Raw genomic sequence first — 19540 nt, forward strand, 5'->3', positions numbered from 1 at the left:
TGTGCGGTGAGATTGACAGGCAGATTTGCACAGGTTTACGTTAACGTAAAGGTAAACGAGCAATGACCATGGCAACCACCTACTCCATCTCCGACCTGGCCCGCGAACTGGACATCACCACGCGTGCCATCCGCTTCTACGAGGAGCAAGGCATGCTCGCCCCCGAGCGGCGCGGCCAGGAGCGCGTCTACAGTGCCAAGGACAAGGTGACGCTGAAACTCATCCTGCGTGGCAAGCGCATCGGTTTTTCGCTGGCCGAATGCCGCGAGCTGATCGAGCTTTACGACCCGGAAACCGGCAGCCGCAAGCAGCTGGAGACCTTCATGGGCAAGATCGCCGAACGCCGCCTGCAGCTTGAACAGCAGTTGCTGGATATCCAGCAGATGCAGCTGGAACTGGATACCGCCGAGGAGCGTTGCCTCGCCGCCTTGGCCGAAACTCAAGCGTAGGGTGCGCCATGCGCACCGCCCCACAACAAGAACAACAGCAGGTGAACCCATGAGCTACCCCACTCTCAACTTCGGCCTCGGCGAAACCCTCGACATGCTGCGCGACTCGGTGCACCAGTTCGCCCAGAACGAGCTGGCGCCGCGCGCCGCGCAGATCGACCGTGACAACGAGTTCCCCATGGACATGTGGCGCAAGTTCGGCGACATGGGCCTGCTCGGCATGACGGTCAAGGAGGAATACGGCGGCACCGACATGGGTTACCTGGCGCATGTGCTGGCCATGGAGGAAATCAGCCGCGCCTCGGCCTCGGTGGGGCTGTCCTACGGCGCGCATTCGAACCTGTGCGTCAACCAGATCCACAAGAACGGCAGCGAAGCGCAGAAGCAGAAATACCTGCCCAAGCTGTGCTCCGGCGAGCATATCGGCGCCCTGGCCATGAGCGAGCCCAATGCCGGCTCCGACGTGGTGTCGATGAAGCTGCGCGCGGAAAAACGCGGCGACCACTACGTGCTCAACGGCAACAAGATGTGGATCACCAACGGCCCTGACGCCCACACCTACGTGATCTACGCCAAGACCGATATCAACGCCGGCTCGCGCGGCATGACTGCCTTTATCGTCGAGCGCGACTTCAAGGGTTTCTCTCGCCACCAGAAGCTGGACAAGCTGGGCATGCGCGGCTCCAACACCTGCGAACTGCTGTTCGAGGACTGCGAAGTACCGGAAGAGAACATCCTGGGCGTCGAGGGTGGTGGCGTGCGCGTGCTGATGAGCGGCCTGGACTACGAGCGCACCGTGCTCTCCGGCGGCCCCACTGGGATCATGAGCGCCTGCATGGACGTGGTGCTGCCTTACGTGCACGAGCGCCAGCAGTTCAAGCAGTCCATCGGCGAATTCCAACTGGTGCAAGGCAAGCTGGCCGACATGTACGCCGGCATGAACGCCTCCAAGTCCTACCTGTACAACGTTGCCAAGGCCTGTGATCGCGGCGAGGAGTCACGCAAGGACGCCGCTGCAGTGATCCTCTATACCGCCGAGATGGCCACCAAGATGGCGCTGGATACCATCCAGTTGCTCGGTGGCAACGGCTACACAAATGAATACCCGGCCGGGCGCCTGCTGCGTGACGCCAAGCTCTACGAGATCGGCGCCGGCACCAGCGAAATCCGCCGCATGCTGATCGGCCGCGAGCTGTTCAACGAAACGAAATAACAACGGCCGCTGACCCGTAGGGTGCGCCGCGCGCACCACCTACAACGACTTGGTGCGCACGGCGCACCCTACAGACGGTAGCCAAAAACGGAGCGCCCCAGATGGCCATCCTGCACACCCAGATCAACACCCGCTCGCCGGAGTTCGCCGCCAACCAGGCGGCCATGCTCACCCAGGTGGACGAACTGCGCGCCCTGCTCGCCCGCGTCCACGAAGGCGGCGGCGCCAAGGCGCAGGAGCGCCACACCTCGCGCGGCAAGTTGCTACCGCGTGAACGCATCAACCGCCTGCTGGATTCCGGCTCGCCCTTCCTCGAGATTGGCCAGCTCGCCGCCCATGAGGTCTACGGCGAGGATGTGCCCGCCGCCGGGGTGATCGCCGGTATCGGTCGCGTCGAAGGCGTCGAGTGCATGATCGTGGCCAACGACGCCACGGTGAAGGGCGGCAGCTACTACCCGCTGACGGTGAAGAAGCACCTGCGCGCCCAGACCATCGCCCGCGAGAATCGCCTGCCGTGCATCTACCTGGTGGACTCCGGCGGTGCCAACCTGCCGCGCCAGGACGAGGTGTTCCCGGATCGCGAACACTTCGGCCGGATCTTCTTCAACCAGGCCAATATGAGCGCGCTGGGTATTCCGCAGATCGCCGTGGTCATGGGCTCCTGCACCGCTGGCGGCGCCTACGTGCCGGCGATGAGCGACGAGACCATCATGGTGCGCGAACAGGCCACCATCTTCCTCGCCGGCCCGCCGCTGGTGAAGGCCGCCACCGGCGAAGTGGTGACCGCCGAAGAACTGGGTGGCGCCGACGTGCACTGCAAGACCAGCGGCGTGGCCGACCACTACGCCGAGGACGACGAACACGCCCTGGCCCTGGCCCGGCGCTGCATCGCCAACCTCAACTGGCGCAAGCTCGGCCAGCTCGACAGCCGCGCGCCCATCGCCCCGCGCTACGCCGCCGAGGAGCTGTACGGGGTGATCCCGGCTGACGCCAAACAGCCCTTCGATGTGCGCGAGGTGATCGCGCGGATCGTCGACGACTCGCAACTGGATGAATTCAAGGCGCTGTTCGGCACCACTCTGGTCTGCGGTTTCGCCCGCATCAATGGCTACCCGGTGGCGATCCTGGCGAACAACGGCATTCTGTTCGCCGAAGCCGCACAGAAAGGTGCGCACTTCGTCGAGTTGGCCTGCCAGCGCGGCATTCCGCTGCTGTTTTTGCAGAACATCACCGGTTTCATGGTGGGCAAGAAGTACGAGGAAGGCGGCATCGCCAAGCACGGCGCCAAGCTGGTCACCGCCGTGGCCTGCGCCCAGGTACCCAAGTTCACCGTGATCATCGGCGGCAGCTTCGGCGCCGGCAACTACGGCATGTGCGGCCGCGCCTACGACCCGCGCTTTCTGTGGATGTGGCCCAACGCGCGCATCGGCGTGATGGGCGCGCAGCAGGCTGCCGGCGTGCTGGTGCAGGTCAAGCGCGAACAGGCCGCACGCGCCGGCCAGCCGTTCAGCGACGACGAGGAGCAACGCCTCAAGCAGCCCATCGTCGAGCAGTACGAGCAGCAGGCGCACGCCTTCTATTCCAGCGCCCGTCTGTGGGACGACGGCGTGATCGACCCGGCGCAGACCCGCGAGGTGTTGGCCCTGGCCCTGTCCGCCAGCCTCAACGCCCCCATCGAGCCGACCCGTTTCGGCGTGTTCCGTATGTAATCCGTGGGAGGGGCTTTAGCCGCGACAGCCACAGCAAAGCTCGCGGCTAAAGCCCCTCCCACAGAGCCAGCACATATTTCGAGCCTGACACCATGACCAACTTCACCACCGTACAGCTTGAGAAAGACCCGCGCAGCTTCGCCACCTTGTGGCTGAACCGCGCGGAGAAGAACAACGCGTTCAACGCCGAGATGATCCGCGAGCTGATCCTCGCCCTAGACGCTGTCGGTGAAGACAAGAGCCTGCGCTTTCTCCTGCTGCGCGGCCGTGGCAAGCACTTCTCCGCTGGCGCCGACCTGGCCTGGATGCAGCACGCCGCCACCCTCGACTACAACGCCAACTTGAATGACGCCCGCGAACTGGCCGAGCTGATGTACAACCTGCACGGCCTGAAGATCCCCACCCTGGCCGTCGTCCAGGGCGCGGCCTTCGGCGGCGCAGTGGGCCTGGCCAGTTGCTGCGACATGGCCATCGGTGCCGAGGACGCGCTGTTTTCCCTATCCGAAGTGCGCATCGGCCTGGCTCCGGCGGTGATCAGCCCCTTCGTCGTGCAGGCCATCGGCGAGCGCGCGGCCAAACGCTACGCACTGACCGCCGAGCGCTTCGATGGCAAGCGCGCCCGCGAACTGGGCCTGCTCGCCGAGTGCTTCCCGGCCGATAAGCTGGACGCCCAGGTCGAAGCCTGGGTGGCCAACCTGCTGCACAACAGCCCGCAAGCCATGCGCGCCAGCAAGGATCTGCTGCGCGAAGTCGGCAGCGGCGAGCTGACCCCGGCCCTGCGTCGTTACACGGAAAATGCCATCGCTCGTCTGCGCGTCAGCCCAGAGGGCCAGGAAGGCCTGCGTGCGTTCCTGGAAAAACGCCAACCGTCCTGGCAGGAGCAATGACCATGATCGATACCCTGCTGGTCGCCAATCGCGGCGAAATCGCCTGCCGCGTGATGCGCACGGCCAAGGCCATGGGCATTCGCACTGTCGCCGTGCACAGCGCCATCGATGCCCATGCACGGCATGTGCGCGAAGCCGACATCGCGGTGAACCTCGGCGGCGCCAAGCCTGGCGAAAGCTACCTGCTGATCGACAAGATAATCGCCGCCGCCAAGGCCAGCGGCGCGCAGGCCATTCACCCTGGCTATGGCTTCCTCTCGGAGAACGCCGGCTTCGCCCGCGCCATCGAGCAGGCCGGGCTGATCTTTCTCGGCCCACCGGCCTCAGCCATCGACGCCATGGGCAGCAAGTCGGCGGCCAAGTCGCTGATGGAAGCCGCCGGCGTACCGCTGGTGCCCGGTTACCACGGCGAAGCGCAGGATTATGAAACCTTCCGCGAGGCCGCCGAACGCATCGGCTATCCGGTGCTGCTCAAGGCTGCTGCGGGCGGCGGTGGCAAGGGCATGAAGGTGGCCGAATCCGAAGCGCAACTCGCCGAGACCCTGGAATCCGCTCAGCGCGAAGCGCAATCGGCCTTCGGCGACTCGCGCATGTTGGTGGAAAAGTACGTGCTCAAGCCGCGCCACGTGGAGATTCAGGTATTCGCCGACCAACGCGGTAACTGCCTGTACCTCAACGAGCGCGACTGCTCGATCCAGCGCCGCCACCAGAAGGTGGTCGAGGAAGCGCCAGCGCCCGGTCTGAGCCCCGAGCTACGCCGCGCCATGGGCGAAGCGGCGGTCAAGGCCGCACAGGCCATTGGCTACGTCGGCGCCGGCACCGTGGAGTTTCTGCTCGACGAGCGTGGCGACTTCTTCTTCATGGAGATGAACACCCGCCTGCAGGTCGAGCACCCGGTCACCGAGGCCATCACCGGGCTCGATCTGGTGGCCTGGCAGATTCGCGTCGCCCGTGGCGAGGCGCTGCCGATCAGCCAGCAGCAGGTTCCTCTGAACGGCCACGCCATCGAGGTGCGGCTGTATGCCGAAGACCCGGATCACGACTTCCTCCCCGCCACCGGCACCCTGGCCCTGTACCGCGAAGCCGCAAGCGACGACGGCCGCCGTATCGACAGCGGCGTGGCCGAGGGCGACAGCGTGTCGCCCTTCTACGACCCGATGCTGGGCAAACTGATCGCCTGGGGCGAGAACCGCGAGCAGGCACGCCTGCGCCTGCTGGCCATGCTTGGCGACACCCTGGTCGGCGGCGTGAAGACCAACCTGGCCTTCCTGCGTCGCATCCTCGCCCATCCGGCCTTTGCCGCTTGCGAGCTGGACACAGGCTTCATCCCGCGCCACCAGCAGCAGTTGCTGCCTGCTCCCGGTGAATTGCCGGAGGCATTCTGGCAACTCGCGGCCGACGCCTGGGTGCAGAGCGAGGAAACGCTGCAGCGCAACGACGACCCGCATTCGCCCTGGGCGGCCCGCAGTGGCTGGCGCGCCGGTGGCGCGGCGGAGGTCGAGTTGCACCTGAGCTGCCAGGGCGAAAGCCGCAAGGTGCGTGCGAGCAACCTGGCCCGCTTGCAGGGCGAAGAGCTGCTGGCCGATATCGACGGTACACGCCAGCGCCTGTGCGCCATTCGCAGAGGCGAAACCCTCTATCTGCAATGGCAAGGCGAGCTGTACGCCGTCAGCCGCTTCGACCCCATCGCCGCCGCCGAAGCAAGCCATGCCCAGCACGGCGGCCTCAGTGCGCCCATGAACGGCAGCATAGTCCGTGTGCTGGTCGAACCCGGTCAGGCGGTCGAGGCCGGCGCGGCCCTTGTGGTACTGGAGGCGATGAAGATGGAGCACAGCATCCGTGCGCCTGAGGCCGGCACGGTCAAGGCCCTGTATTGCCACGAAGGGGAAATGGTCAGCGAAGGCACCGTCCTGGTGGAGCTCGAGATACAAGGGCGGACGTAGGGCGGTCTCGCGAGCGAAGCGAGCAGCCCGCCGGTTCATGTCGAGTGCAAACTCCAGCGACGCAGGAAACCAAAGCCGAGTACGCCCTACCGCGCTGAACCATTCTTGCCTCTGGCGGTGCGCACGGCGCACCCTACGGTAAACCGGATAGATACGAGGAAACCCGATGAGCCTGCCCCACTCCGTACGCCTGGTCGAAGTCGGCCCGCGTGACGGCCTGCAGAACGAGAAACAGCCGATCAGCGTCGCCGACAAGGTGCGCCTTACCGATGACCTCACCGCCGCCGGCCTGAGCTACGTGGAGGTGGGCAGCTTCGTCTCGCCCAAATGGGTGCCGCAGATGGCTGGCTCCGCCGAGGTGTTCGCCGGCATTCAGCGCAAACCTGGCGTCACCTACGCCGCACTGGCGCCCAATATGCGCGGCCTTGAGGCAGCGCTTGAAGCCAGGGTCGAGGAAGTCGCAGTCTTCGCCGCCGCCAGCGAGGCCTTCTCGCAGAAGAATATCAACTGCTCCATCGCCGAAAGTCTGGAGCGTTTCGTGCCGTTGATGGAGGCGGCCAAGGCGGCGAACGTGCGCGTGCGCGGTTATGTGTCCTGCGTGCTCGGCTGCCCATACGATGGCGAGGTCGATGCCGCCCAGGTCGCCAGCGTCGCCCGCGAGCTTTACGCCATGGGCTGCTACGAGGTTTCGCTGGGTGACACCATCGGCACCGGCACCGCAGGGCAGACCCGCCACCTGATCAACGTGGTCGGCCGCGAGGTGCCACGCCACCTGCTCGCCGGGCACTTCCATGATACCTACGGCCAGGCGCTGGCCAACGTCTACGCCAGTCTGCTCGAAGGCATCGCGGTGTTCGACAGCTCGGTCGCCGGCCTGGGCGGCTGCCCCTACGCCAAGGGCGCCACCGGTAACGTCGCCACCGAAGACGTGCTCTACCTGCTGCAGGGCCTGGGTATCGAGACCGGCGTGGATATGGACAAGCTGATCGACGCCGGCGCGCGCATCTGCGAGGTGCTGGGCAAGGCCAATGGCTCGCGCGTAGCGCGTGCCCGGCTGGCGAATCGCTGAGTGCCGACCTGCATGTAGGAGCGGCTTTAACCGCGAAAATCACGGATGAATTCGCTCCTGCAGGTAGATGCTCTATATCGAATCACTGTTTGCAACGTGCCCCGAGCGCATGAAAAGGTCGGCGCAATGGCAACAAAGGTCGCCTGGGTTATAGGCCTGATACCCCGCGACCACTAAGCTGAAGCATACGAACAAGAACGACGAGGATTCAGCATGTCGCAACCTCTGTGGACACCTTCCGCCGAGCGTATCGCCGCTACCCGAATGGATGCCTTCCGCCGCTTCGTCAATGAGCGCCACGCCCTGCTACTGGCCGACTACCCTGCGCTGCATGCCTGGAGCGTCGGGCAGCGCGAAGCGTTCTGGCAGGCCATCGTCGATTTCTTCGAGATTCGTTTCCACACCCCCGCCGAACGCGTCCTGCGCGAAGGTTCGGCAATGCCGGATGCGCAGTGGTTTCCCGGTGCCAGCCTGAACTTTGCTGAACACCTGCTGCGTCGCCGTGACGGTCACCCGGCGCTGGTGGCCATCGGCGAGGATGGTAGCCGCGAGCAACTCAGCTACGCGCAACTGGCCGCCCATGTCGCCGGCCTGCAACGTGCCTTGCGCGATGCAGGTGTGGGCATCGGTGATCGCGTCGCGGCGTTCATGCCCAACACCTGGCAGACCGTGGTCGGCATGCTCGCCACCACCAGCCTCGGCGCCACCTGGTCGAGCTGCTCGCCGGACTTCGGCACCCAGGGCGTGATCGATCGCTTCGGCCAGATCGAACCCAAGGTGCTGATAGCCGCTGCTGGTTATCGCTATGCCGGCAAGCGAATCGACCTGACCGACAAGCTGAACGAAATCCTCCCGCAACTGCCCAGCCTGGAACGGTTGGTGATCGTGCCCTACTCCCGCGACGAGGCCAGTCCTACTGACTACAAGTCAGTTGCTCTAGCCAGCCTCTGGCAGGATTTCTACCAGCCCGGCGGCGCGCCACAGTTCACCCCGGTAGCCTTCGACCAGCCGCTGTATATCCTCTACTCCAGCGGCACCACCGGCGTGCCCAAGTGCATCGTCCATGGTGTTGGCGGCACCCTGCTGCAACACGTCAAGGAACTGGGCCTGCACACCGATCTGGGCGCCAGCGACACCCTGTTCTACTACACCACCTGCGGCTGGATGATGTGGAACTGGCTGGTCTCCGGCCTGGCCCTGGGCGCCACCCTGGTACTGTACGACGGCTCACCCTTCCACCCCGAGCCGGCACGATTGATCGACCTGATCGACGCCGAGGACATCTCCATCTTCGGCACCAGCGCCAAGTTCATCGCCGCACTGGAGAAGGCCGGCGTCAAACCGCGCGAAAGCCACAGGCTGACGCCACTGAAGGCCATCCTCTCCACCGGTTCGCCATTGGCCCACGAGAGCTTCGAGTACGTCTACCGCGACGTGAAGCGTGACCTGTGCCTGTCATCGATCTCCGGTGGCACCGACATCGTCTCCTGCTTCGCCCTGGGCAACCCGACGCTGCCGGTATGGCGCGGTGAGCTGCAGTGCAAGGGCCTGGGCATGGACGTGCAGGTGTGGAACGAGAGCGGCCAGCCAGCCTCGGGCGACAAGGGTGAGTTGGTCTGCGCCCGCCACTTCCCCTCCATGCCGGTGGGTTTCTGGAACGACGCGGACGGCGAGAAATTCCGTGCGGCTTATTTCGACACCTTCCCCGGCGTTTGGGCCCATGGTGACTATGCCGAGGAAACCGCGCATGGCGGCCTGATCATCCACGGCCGTTCCGACGCCGTGCTCAACCCCGGAGGCGTACGCATCGGCACCGCGGAAATCTACCGCCAGGTGGAAAAGGTGCCGCAGGTGCTGGAATCCATCGCCATCGGCCAGGACTGGCAGGGCGACGTGCGCGTGGTGCTGTTCGTGCACCTGCGTGAGGGAGTGACGCTGGACGACGCGCTACGCAGCGAAATCTGCCAGATGATCCGCGCCAACACCACGCCGCGCCATGTGCCGGCGAAAGTCGTTCAGGTCGCCGATATCCCACGCACCATCAGCGGCAAGATCGTCGAACTGGCAGTGCGCAATGTCGTCCATGGTCGCCCGGTGAAGAACACCGACGCCCTGGCCAACCCGCAGGCACTGGAGTTATATCGCAACCTGCCGGAACTGCAGCAATAGCCCGATAGCGACTGCCTGATAAACGCCTGAGCCATGCGGGCTCTATACTGCTTCGACCAGAGCAACAGGATGTTCGCCGTGCTCAAACTTGTCTGCCTGCTTTTCGCCTTGCTGTTCATGGGGGCCGCTTCAGCCAGGGAACCACTGAAGCTCTACATGCCGGACGCACCGCCGCTGACTCTGCATCATTACGAGGGCGGCCACGGCATGGTCGGTGACGTGGTGCTGGCAGCGCTGGCGCGTCTGGGCAGGCTCACTCAGATCGTCGCCGAGCCATGGCCACGGGCCCAGGCTCGGGTTACCAATGGCAGGAACCTGCTGATCATCCCGCTTTCACGCACACCAGAGCGTGAAGACCAATACACCTGGATCGCCTCGATCATGCTGCTGGAACGCGCCTTTTTCACCCTGGACGAGCCGGTCAACAGCTTCGCCGAAGCGCGCCAGCGCTATAAGCGTATCGGCGTGGGAATGGGCACCGCGCAGGTGGCCATCCTGCAGCGCGAAGGCTTCGACGATAGCCAGATCGTTCAGCTGAAACTTGGCGAGAACCCGGCTCGGCTACTGACCCTGGGGCGGATCGACGCCTGGTTCACTGGCGTACCGGAGGCCCTGTACATCTGGGAAGGATCGGAGCATCGCCGGCAGAACCTGCGCAAGAGTCCGACGCTCGCCAGCACCGGCCTCTATCTCGCCTGCTCGAAGGACTGCGATGCGCAACTGGTCGAAGCGCTACGCACCGCCATCGGCGAACTGGAGCATGAAGGCATCAGCCAGCGCCTGCGCGAGGCCTACATGCCCTTGCAGCCTGATCCCTAGATACCCTGCCGCCCCGGATCCTCTGGTGGCTGCTCCTCTTCGATATCCTCCAGCTTCAGCTCCAGCCCCCAATCACCGGAAGCAGCGACTTTCGGGGCTGCCGCCGGGGCCGTGACGGGCGCAGCAGGCGCCGCTGGCGCAGGCCTGGCATTGGCCGGATTGTCGCGATGCAGCTTGAGTTTCAGACGCACGTTGTTCGCCGAGTCGGCGTTCTTCACTGCCTCCTCCTCGTCGATAGCGCCTTCGTGTACCAGATCGATCAACGCCTGATCGAAAGTCTGCATGCCGAGGTTCTTCGACTTTTCCATGATTTCCTTGATCTCGGAAAACTCGTTGCGCTTGATCAGGTCACGAATGGTCGGCGTCCCCAGCAGTACCTCCACCGCGGCGCGGCGCTTGCCGTCCACGGTCTTGACCAGACGCTGGGAGACGAAGGCCTTGAGGTTGTTGCCCAGGTCGTTGAGCAACTGCGGGCGGCGATCTTCGGGGAAGAAGTTGATGATGCGATCCAGCGCCTGGTTGGCGTTGTTGGCATGCAAGGTGGAAATCGCCAGGTGCCCGGTGTCGGCGAAAGCCAGGGCATGCTCCATGGTTTCACGGTCACGGATCTCGCCGATCAGGATCACATCCGGCGCCTGGCGCAGGGTGTTCTTCAGCGCGGCATGGAAGCTGCGGGTGTCGACGCCCACCTCACGCTGGTTGATGATCGACTTCTTGTGCCGGTGCACGTACTCCACCGGGTCTTCGATGGTGATGATATGGCCGCCGCTGTTGCGGTTACGGTAGTCGATCAGCGCCGCCAGCGAGGTCGACTTGCCCGAACCGGTGCCGCCAACGAACAACACCAGGCCGCGTTTTTCCATCACCGTGCTGAGCAGCACCTCGGGCAGCTTGAGGTCTTCGAAGCGCGGGATATCCAGCTTGATGTTGCGCGCCACGATGGAAACCTCGTTGCGCTGCTTGAAGATATTGATGCGAAAGCGCCCGACACCAGACAGGGAAATCGCCAGGTTCATTTCCAGCTCACGCTCGAACTCCTCACGCTGCGCGCTATCCATGATCGAGTCGGCGATGGCAGCCACCTCACCGGACTTCAGGGGCTCCTGGCTGAGCGCCTTGAGCATGCCATTGAACTTGGCACAGGGCGGCGCCCCGGTGGACAGGTAAAGGTCGGAACCGTCCTGACTGGACAGCACTTTCAGCATTGCGTGGAGATCCATGACGGCGTTTCCGTGGGCGCGATTGAAATACCATAGGCCATGTTCTGTTGCCTGCCATCCCGAGCGGCTCCGAGGGATCACCGCAGACGATGCCGAGCGGCGCTCCGAGCGTTTCTTCCGGCATGACAGGCAATGCATAACCGTAAATTTGGCGCCATTCTGCTGGCGCAGAGATTGCTGGCACAATAGCGCCCCAGCAAAAATGAGGAATCCATCAATGGCAAAGGCAATGGCCCGCCACATCCTGGTCAAGACCGAAGCGGAAGCCGCCACGCTGAAGAAGCGTATTGCCGCTGGCGAGGCCTTCGACGTCCTGGCGCGCAAGCACTCCACCTGCCCGTCCGGCAAGAAAGGCGGCGACCTCGGCGAAGTGCGTCCCGGGCAGATGGTGCGGGCAGTCGATCAGGTGATTTTCAAGAAGCCGCTGCGTGAAGTGCACGGCCCGGTGAAGACCCAATTCGGCTATCACCTGATCCAGGTGTTCTACCGCGACTGAGCCGTGTTCAGGCGCCAGGCTCGCCCATGAACTCGACGATCTTGCTTCTCAGCCAGCGCTCGGCAGGATCGTTGTCGGTCACCCCGCTCCAGACCATCGACAGATCCGAGTTCACCAACTCGAACGGTGGGTCGTCCGCACGCAGACGGGTGCCTTCGATCAACGCTGCCGCCGCGAAATCCGGAACCGTGGCAAGCATTTCGGTACCGGCGATGATCGAGCGCAAGCCACTGAACTGCGGCACAGCCAGCACCACGCGACGCGAACGGTTCAGGCGCGCCAGGTCGTTGTCGATGTTGCCGCACAGATCGCCCGAGAACGACACCAGCGCATGGGGACGCGAGCAGTACTCATCCAGTGTCAACGGCCGGGGACGGTCGTCGCCGCGCAGCACCTTGACCTTCATCTCGCGCAGCTTGCGGCGCTTGGCATTGGCCGGCAGCTCGGTGGTATAGCTAACGCCGACGGAAATTTCCCCCGAAGCCAGCATCGACGACATCAGCAGGAAATTCACCCGCCGCACGACGATCACCACCTCCGGTGCCTCTTCACGAATCTGGTTGAGCAGCGCCGGGAACAGGCCAAACTCGGCATCGTCCGAGAGGCCGATGCGGAAAGTATCGCGGTTGGTCGCCGGGTTGAACTCACGCGCCCGGCTAACAGCGCCGGAAATGGTATCCATCGCCGGCTGCAGCTCTTTGAGAATCGCCAGCGCTCGCGCCGTCGGTTCGAACGTCCGGCCATTGCGCACCAGTAGCGGGTCATCGAACAGATCGCGCAAACGAGCCAGCGCCGCACTGACCGCGGGCTGACCGAGAAACAGCTTCTCGGCCGCACGGGTCAGGTTCTTCTCGAACATCAGCGTCTCGAAGATCACCAGCAGGTTCAGGTCGACGCGGCGCAGGTCGTTGCGATTCATCCAGAGGCCTCGGAGCACAGATTGATTGGCGCATTAAAGCAGCTACGTCCGTGCCCATATAGCCTGGATCAGAGCCCGAGGTCGGACAACCCCGGATGATCGTCAGGGCGGCGTCCCAGCGGCCAGCGGAACTTGCGCTCGGACTCCTTGATGGGCAGGTCGTTGATGCAGGCGTAGCGATTGACCATCAGCCCATCGACGCCGAACTCCCAGTTCTCGTTGCCGTAGGAGCGGAACCAGTTGCCGGAGTCGTCGCGCCACTCGTAGGCATAGCGCACGGCAATGCGGTTGTCGGTGAACGCCCAGAGCTCCTTGATCAGGCGGTACTCCAGCTCCTTGGCCCATTTGCGCTCGAGGAACCCACGCGCCTGATCACGGCCGTTGGCGAACTCGGCACGATTGCGCCAGCGCGTGTCCAGGCTGTAGGCCAGGGCGACCTTGGCGGCATCACGGCTATTCCAGCCATCTTCGGCCAGGCGGACTTTCTCGATGGCACTCTCACGCGTGAACGGCGGCAGTGGTGGGCGAACTTCAGGATTGGACGACATGATGACACCTCAGGCTTGCGGGGGATTGAGCCCATCATTGGGCGACAGGGTTTGCAGGAGCAGTTGTGCGGTGCGGGCAGCGCTGTCGGCCGCCTCGGCCTGGCCAGTGACCATGGCCACGGCCGTGGCGCCATCGATCAGCAGGAGAAACTGCGTGGCCATTTCTTCAGGTTCGGCAAAGCCGCAGGCAGCGGTCAGCTCCTGCAGATAGGCCAGCAAGCGTTGCTTGTGCAGCAGGGAGACCGCGCGGATTTCGCTGTTGGGATCGCCGATCTCGCCTGCCGCGTTGATGAAGGCGCAGCCGTGGAAATCAGGCGAAGCGAACCAACTGCGCAGCAGTGGAAACACCGCCAGCAGGCGCTCGCCTGGCGTGCCCTCGCCGGTTCCGTCGATAAACCAGTTCATCCAACGTTCATCGCGGGCACGCAGCGCAGCCACTACCAATGCCTCCTTGGTCGGATAGAGGCGGTAGATGCTCTTTCGCGCCACACCCGAAGCCTTGACGATGGCATCCATACCGGTGGCATTGATGCCTCCGGCGTACACCAGGCCCTCGGTGGCCTGCAGCAGTCTGAGTTCGGTGGATTGATCGTCGAACATGAGCATCGCCCTTGAGAATGATCGTTCTCAATAGGGTAGAACGATCATTCTCCAGAGGCAAATCTTTTTTTGCGAATCATGACGAGCGGTAAAAAAAATGGCCCGGATCAAATCCGGGCCATTCGTGCAGCGTGGAATGTCGCGAGCGCTTCAGCTCTGCTCGGCCGCCTCTTCACGGGCCAGCGAAGCGCCGTGAACGCGATTCACCCACCAACCAAAGATGCCTGCGGTGAAGAACATGATGATGCTGTAGATCGCCGCTGGAATGGCCATGGTCGGGTTGTTCAGCAGCATCGGGCTCAGCGCCAGGGCGATGGCCAGGGTGCCGTTGTGGATGCCGATCTCCATGCCGATGGCCACTGCCTGGCGTTGCGAGAGCTTGAGCAGGCGCGGCACGAAATAACCGACGCCCAGGCTGAGCAGATTGAAGCTCAGCGCTGCCAGGCCCACCAGCGGCGCATAGTCGACGAAGGTCTGCCAGTCCTTGACCACCGCCAGCAGCACGATCAGCGCCAGGAACAACGCGGAGATGATCTTCACCGGCTTCTCCATGCGTGCCGCGAAGCTGGAGAAGCGGCTGCGAATCCACATGCCGATGGCCACCGGCCCCAGCACGATGGCGAACACCTGGACGACCTTGGCGAACTGCAGCGGAATGGCCTGATCGCCATCCATGAAGTACATCAGCGACAGGTTGACGATCAGCGGCATGGTGAGGATGGCAATCACCGAGTTGACCGCCGTCAGGGTGATGTTCAGCGCCACGTCGCCATGCGCCAGGTGACTGTAGAGGTTGGCCGTGGTGCCGCCCGGCGAGGCCGCCAGCAGCATCATGCCGACGGCCAGCGCCGCCTCCAGCTGGAACCCCTTGACCAGGAAGAAGCAGGCCAGCGGCAGCAACAGAATCTGGCAACCGAGACCAATCATCACCGGTTTGGGGTACTTCACCACGCGGGTGAAATCCGCCAGGGTCAGGGAAAGCCCGAGACCGAGCATGATGATGCCCAGCGCCAGGGGAAGGAAAACGGTGCTCAGAAGGCTTGCGGTCATCTTGTTGTTCTCTGTCTAGGTAGGGACCTGCAGCCGATTCTGCGTAACCCGTCACGCTAGCGATAGTGGCTTCGCGCGCCAGAATCGGGACACACTTGTAACAAAATGCGAGTGACCGAAAGGTCACGAAAACCGCAAGCTAGAGCCCTGCCGCCCTCAGCCACAAGCGCTATATCGCCGTGGCACCACCGTCCACCGCCAATGCCTGGCCAGTGGTAAATGCTGCGTGATCGCTGCACAGGTACAACACTGCGGCGGCGATTTCCTCGACCTTGCCGATGCGCCCGACCGGGTGCATGGCAGCAGCGAATTCAGCCTTCTTCGGATCGGCCTCGTAGGCGCGGCGGAACATATCGGTGTCGATCACCGCCGGGCACACCGCGTTGACCCGCACCTTCTTCTTGGCGTATTCGACTGCCGCCGACTTGGTCAGGCCGATCACTGCGTGTTTGGAGGCCGCGTAGATGCTCATTTTCGGCGCCGCACCGAGGCCGGCCACCGAGGCGGTATTGACGATGGCGCCGCCACCCTGAGCCAGCAGCAGCGGGATCTGATGCTTCATGCACAGCCAGACGCCTTTGACGTTGACGCCCATGATGGCGTCGAACTCGGCTTCGCTGCCGTCTGCCAGCTTGCCCTTCTCGATCTCGATACCGGCGTTGTTGAAGGCGTAGTCCAGGCGACCATAGGCAGCCATGGTGTCGGCCATCAACGCTTGCACGTCGGCGTCACGGGTCACGTCGCAGCGCACGAATTGCGCCTCACCGCCAGCAGCGCGAATCAGCTCGACGGTGCCTTCCCCGCCAGCGCTGTCGACATCGGATACCACGACCTTGAGCCCTTCGGCCGCGAAAGCCAGAGCCGTGGCACGACCAATACCGGCAGCACCGCCAGTGACCAGGGCGACCTGGCCGGAAAACGTCAAACTCATGTCTGCTTCCTCGCAGTGATTCTTATTGAAGTTGCGAGGAGTCTAGCCAGCCGCGCAGCCGGCGAGCAGCACTATCAGGGTTTGGAGTGCGAGGTCATGCGAATTGGTGATGAAACGCGGCTGAACTCTGCCGCGGTCAGCATCAGTAGGGTGCGCCGTGCGCACCAGCAACGGCGTCTCAGGGATACGCGAGATGCTTCAAGCAACCCGACAAGCTACAGCCTACGCTGCACCGATGCTGGGTTACGCCGTAGCGGGCATCGCCAGCCGCTTGCCACGGTGACAAGCGATCAACCCACCCTGCGAAAAATCGTCAGTCGACTGCTGATCGTGCCGACGACGCTTCCGCCCCTACCCGCCTGTTTCAGCTGCGCAGTTCGGCGACCACGGCAGCCAGCGCCTGGGCCGGGTCGGCAGCCTGGCTGATCGGGCGACCGATCACCAGGTAGTCGGAGCCTGCATCCAGCGCCTGGCGCGGGGTGAGAATACGGCGCTGGTCATCGGCGGCGCTGCCGGCCGGGCGAATACCTGGCGTCACCAGTTGCAGGCGCGGCTGGGCGATCTTCAGGGCCGAGGCTTCTTGCGCGGAGCAGACCAGACCGTCCATGCCCGCACGGTTGGCCAGCTCGGCCAGACGCAGTACCTGCTCCTGCGGCTCGACATTCAGGCCGATGCCGGCCAGATCCTCGCGTTCCATGCTGGTCAGCACGGTCACGCCGATCAGCAGCGGTTTCGGGCCATTGAACTGATCCAGCGTCTCGCGACAGGCCGCCATCATGCGCAGGCCGCCCGAGCAATGCACGTTTACCATCCATACGCCCATTTCCGCCGCGGCCCTGACCGCCATGGCGGTGGTGTTGGGGATGTCGTGGAATTTCAGATCGAGAAAGACCTCGAAGCCGCGATCACGCAGGGTCGAGACGATTTCCGCCGCGCAGCTGGTAAACAGCTCCTTGCCGACCTTGACCCGACACAGCGCCGGATCGAGCTGATCGGCCAGGCGCAGAGCGGCTTCGCGGCTGGGAAAGTCGAGGGCAACGATGATCGGGGTCTGGCAGGCGGACATTGGACGGGTCTCGAACAGGATAAAAACGCCGCGCATTGTAACGCAAAGCCACCCGACGCTGGGATGAGTTCCCCTCCTGTAGCCCGGATGAAATCCGGGACAGCTTCGCGGAAGATGGCCCCGGATTGCATCCGGGCTACCTCGCTGACGCTCAGGCGATCAACCGCTCACGCAATCGCCCGAGCATTCCCAGCAGGCTGCCAACCCTCTCCTGCTCGCGTTCATCTCGCGGCACCTCGGCCAGACGGGTCACGACCTGTTGCGGCTGTGCACGCCAGATCAGCGCCTGTTCGGCAGCGGCCTTCAGGCCCTTCTCGAACAGGCCGCGACGCACCGGTTTGGGCAGGTAGCGGAAGATCTGCGCCTCGTTGACCAGACGCAGCAAGGCCTGGGTATCGCGAAACGGCGTCACCACCAGGCTGAGCAAGCGCGGATGCGCCTGCGCCAGGCTCTTGAGCAACGGCGCGGTGTCCTCGCCAGCAAGTTTCAGGTCACTGACCAGCACGTCCACCGCCTCATTGTTGAGCTGCAGCATGGCTTCGGCCAGATTGCGTGCTCGCAGCAACTGGTGCCCGCCTGCCACACAGAACTCGTCGACCACTGCCAGGGTGTCCGCGTCATCGTCGAGCAGCAGCACGGACAGCGGTGCGGCCAATGCGCTGCTCAACAGAGCGCTGGCCTGGGGCGTATGCCGCGCGGCCATTTCGGCAGCCTGGCGCAGGGTGAAAGCCATCTCCTGCTGATCCCAGGGTTTGGTCAGGTAACGGAAGATGCCGCCGCTGTTGAGCGCATCCACCGCAGCATCCAGATCGGAATAGCCGGTCAACAGGATGCGCAGCGTATCCGGAGCGATTTCCCGGGCCTGGGCGAGCAACTGTGCCCCACTCATCTGCGGCATGCGCTGGTCACTGACGAGGATATGCACCGGTTCCTCGCGCAGGCGTTGCAACGCACGCAGCGGGTCACTCTCGGTCAGTACCTGGTACTGGCGACGAAACTGCATGGCAAGGCTGCGCAGGATGCGCTCCTCGTCATCGACGAACAGAATGCGGATGGGGGCAGTCATTTCAGGCACTCCTTTTCATGATGGCGGCAGGCAACGGCAGGCTGACGAGAAAGCGCGTGCCGCGACCAGGCTCGGAGGCGACGCGAATCTGGCCGCCATGGTCGCGAACGATCCTGTAGCTGATGGACAGGCCCAAACCGGTGCCCTGGCCGACCGGCTTGGTGGTGAAGAACGGATCGAAGATCTTCGCCATGACCTGTGCGGGCATGCCACGACCGTTGTCCTGCAAGGAGATGTGAATGCCCCGCTCGTCCGCCCAGCTGCGAATCTGAATCCGCCCGGCCACGTCGATGGCCTGCGCCGCGTTGGTCAGCAGATTGAGCAACACCTGATTGATCTGCGACGGCGCGCAGGCGATGCGCGGCAGCTCACCGAGTTGCTGGATCACCTCGACCTTGTCCTTGAGGTGGTTGCGGGCGATCAACAAGGCGCTGCGAATGCAGTCGTTGAGGTCGATCTCCTCGCTCAGGGCGCGGTCGACCCGGGCAAAATCCTTGAGCCCCACGACCAGCTCGGCGATCTGCTCGAGGCCATACAGGGTGTCGCCGTAGAGCTGCTGCAGGTCTTCGGCCAGCAACTCCGGAGTGGCTTGCTGACGCGCCAGCTCGGAAGCCTGCAGGGCTTCGCCGAGACGCGCTTGATCACAGGCCGGATCGTTCAGGCACTGTCCCAGCCGGGCCTGCGCCGCCGCCAGGTCGAACAGCGGCTCGCTCAGCTCACGTAGCAGTTGCACGTTGTTCTTCACGTAACCCAGCGGCGTATTCAGCTCGTGGGCAACGCCGGCGACCATTTGCCCCAGCGAGGCCATCTTCTCGGACTGCAGCAACTGCGCCTGCGACTCCTTGAGATCCACCAGCGCCTGGCGCAGCACGCGATTGCGCTGGGCAATGCGCGCCTCCATGGCCTTGAGCAGGTCGAGCACAGTGCCCAGGCCGCAATAGCGACCCCGCCCGTCGACCAGGATGAAGTCCTCGGTGATGGGGTATTGCAGCTGCCCCGTGACCTGCTTGGCCGCTGCTTCCAGGTCGGCCTCCAGACTGACGATCAACGGCTGGCTGTTCATCACCTCACTGACCGGATGACGGCCACGCAGGTCGCGGCCGAAACGCTGCATGAAGATGTCCTGCAAACGTGTACGGCTGACCAGACCGAGAGGCTGGCCACCGGCATCCACCACCGGCAGCGACAGAAAGGCCTTGTGTTCGGGGGTCAGCAGACGATCCGCCACTTCGCTGATGCTCATCTGCGGTGTCAGTGGCGCGACCGGTCGTAGCAGGGACTGCAGAGCGCTGGCACGGCTCATGGGGCGGTCTCTCCCTGTGATCGGAAAGTCGCCATTCAAACAGTGCCAGGTTGCCATCATGTGACAACCCTCCCCGCGCGAAT

The 19540-nt window shown here is 63.9% G+C and carries 18 protein-coding genes; 9 read left to right on the forward strand and 9 right to left on the reverse strand.

The window, feature by feature from the left end; genetic code table 11:
• The first annotated feature begins 68 nt into the window (after positions 1-68).
• From HS968_RS14670 to HS968_RS14705, 8 genes are all read left to right on the forward strand, one after another.
• Complete coding sequence (locus HS968_RS14670) at positions 69-449, forward strand: MerR family transcriptional regulator (RefSeq protein WP_119691545.1); 381 nt, start codon at positions 69-71, stop codon at positions 447-449.
• A 49-nt stretch (positions 450-498) separates the two neighbouring features.
• Positions 499-1662, forward strand: a complete 1164-nt coding sequence (locus HS968_RS14675) for an isovaleryl-CoA dehydrogenase (protein ID WP_182366716.1) — start codon at positions 499-501, stop codon at positions 1660-1662.
• A gap of 101 nt (positions 1663-1763) precedes the next feature.
• Positions 1764-3371, forward strand: a complete 1608-nt coding sequence (locus HS968_RS14680) for a carboxyl transferase domain-containing protein (protein WP_182366718.1) — start codon at positions 1764-1766, stop codon at positions 3369-3371.
• 92 nt (positions 3372-3463) lie between these two features.
• Positions 3464-4258 (forward strand): gamma-carboxygeranoyl-CoA hydratase, encoded by a 795-nt coding sequence (locus HS968_RS14685; protein ID WP_182366720.1) that lies wholly within the window; start codon positions 3464-3466, stop codon positions 4256-4258.
• Positions 4259-4260: 2 nt separating this feature from the next.
• Entirely contained in the window at positions 4261-6201 is a 1941-nt protein-coding gene (locus HS968_RS14690) for an acetyl/propionyl/methylcrotonyl-CoA carboxylase subunit alpha (protein ID WP_182366722.1), read from the forward strand.
• 166 nt (positions 6202-6367) lie between these two features.
• Complete coding sequence (locus HS968_RS14695) at positions 6368-7270, forward strand: hydroxymethylglutaryl-CoA lyase (protein WP_182366724.1); 903 nt, start codon at positions 6368-6370, stop codon at positions 7268-7270.
• A 213-nt stretch (positions 7271-7483) separates the two neighbouring features.
• Complete coding sequence (locus tag HS968_RS14700) at positions 7484-9439, forward strand: acetoacetate--CoA ligase (RefSeq protein WP_182366726.1); 1956 nt, start codon at positions 7484-7486, stop codon at positions 9437-9439.
• A 69-nt stretch (positions 9440-9508) separates the two neighbouring features.
• Entirely contained in the window at positions 9509-10258 is a 750-nt protein-coding gene (locus HS968_RS14705) for a substrate-binding periplasmic protein (RefSeq protein WP_182366729.1), read from the forward strand.
• On the opposite strand, the gene HS968_RS14710 is transcribed toward HS968_RS14705, so the two are convergent.
• Positions 10255-11478 (reverse strand): PilT/PilU family type 4a pilus ATPase, encoded by a 1224-nt coding sequence (locus HS968_RS14710; protein WP_170965117.1) that lies wholly within the window; start codon positions 11476-11478, stop codon positions 10255-10257. The two genes, HS968_RS14705 and HS968_RS14710, sit on opposite strands and share 4 nt — an antisense overlap.
• A 217-nt stretch (positions 11479-11695) precedes the next feature.
• Between HS968_RS14710 and HS968_RS14715 the strand changes: the two genes are divergently transcribed.
• Complete coding sequence (locus HS968_RS14715; RefSeq protein WP_182366731.1) at positions 11696-11974, forward strand: peptidylprolyl isomerase; 279 nt, start codon at positions 11696-11698, stop codon at positions 11972-11974.
• A 7-nt stretch (positions 11975-11981) separates the two neighbouring features.
• Here HS968_RS14715 and HS968_RS14720 read toward each other — a convergent pair whose 3' ends face one another.
• The 8 genes from HS968_RS14720 to HS968_RS14755 all read right to left on the reverse strand — a co-directional run bounded on the left by HS968_RS14720 (position 11982) and on the right by HS968_RS14755 (position 19457).
• Entirely contained in the window at positions 11982-12893 is a 912-nt protein-coding gene (locus tag HS968_RS14720) for a LysR family transcriptional regulator (protein WP_182366733.1), read from the reverse strand.
• 68 nt (positions 12894-12961) lie between these two features.
• Positions 12962-13441 carry a nuclear transport factor 2 family protein gene (locus tag HS968_RS14725; RefSeq protein ID WP_182366735.1) on the reverse strand — a complete coding sequence of 160 codons (480 nt, stop codon included), beginning with the start codon at positions 13439-13441 and terminating at the stop codon, positions 12962-12964.
• 9 nt (positions 13442-13450) lie between these two features.
• Positions 13451-14041: a TetR/AcrR family transcriptional regulator gene (locus HS968_RS14730; RefSeq protein WP_182366737.1), complete on the reverse strand. Its 591-nt coding sequence runs from the start codon at positions 14039-14041 to the stop codon at positions 13451-13453.
• Between the two features lie 150 nt (positions 14042-14191).
• On the reverse strand, positions 14192-15091 hold the full coding sequence (locus HS968_RS14735) for a bile acid:sodium symporter family protein (protein ID WP_119691555.1): 900 nt from the start codon (positions 15089-15091) through the stop codon (positions 14192-14194).
• Positions 15092-15260: 169 nt separating this feature from the next.
• Positions 15261-16022 carry an SDR family oxidoreductase gene (locus HS968_RS14740; protein ID WP_119691556.1) on the reverse strand — a complete coding sequence of 254 codons (762 nt, stop codon included), beginning with the start codon at positions 16020-16022 and terminating at the stop codon, positions 15261-15263.
• A gap of 364 nt (positions 16023-16386) precedes the next feature.
• Positions 16387-17088: an orotidine-5'-phosphate decarboxylase gene (gene pyrF / locus HS968_RS14745; protein ID WP_182366739.1), complete on the reverse strand. Its 702-nt coding sequence runs from the start codon at positions 17086-17088 to the stop codon at positions 16387-16389.
• Between the two features lie 151 nt (positions 17089-17239).
• Positions 17240-18154, reverse strand: coding sequence for a response regulator (locus HS968_RS14750; RefSeq protein ID WP_182366741.1), 915 nt, complete (start codon positions 18152-18154; stop codon positions 17240-17242).
• 1 nt (position 18155) lies between these two features.
• A complete protein-coding gene (locus tag HS968_RS14755) occupies positions 18156-19457 on the reverse strand; it encodes a sensor histidine kinase (RefSeq protein ID WP_182366752.1) in 1302 nt (433 codons plus the stop codon).
• Between the last annotated feature and the right edge of the window lie 83 nt (positions 19458-19540).

This window comes from Pseudomonas berkeleyensis, from assembly GCF_014109765.1.
Lineage (GTDB): Bacteria > Pseudomonadota > Gammaproteobacteria > Pseudomonadales > Pseudomonadaceae > Aquipseudomonas > Aquipseudomonas berkeleyensis.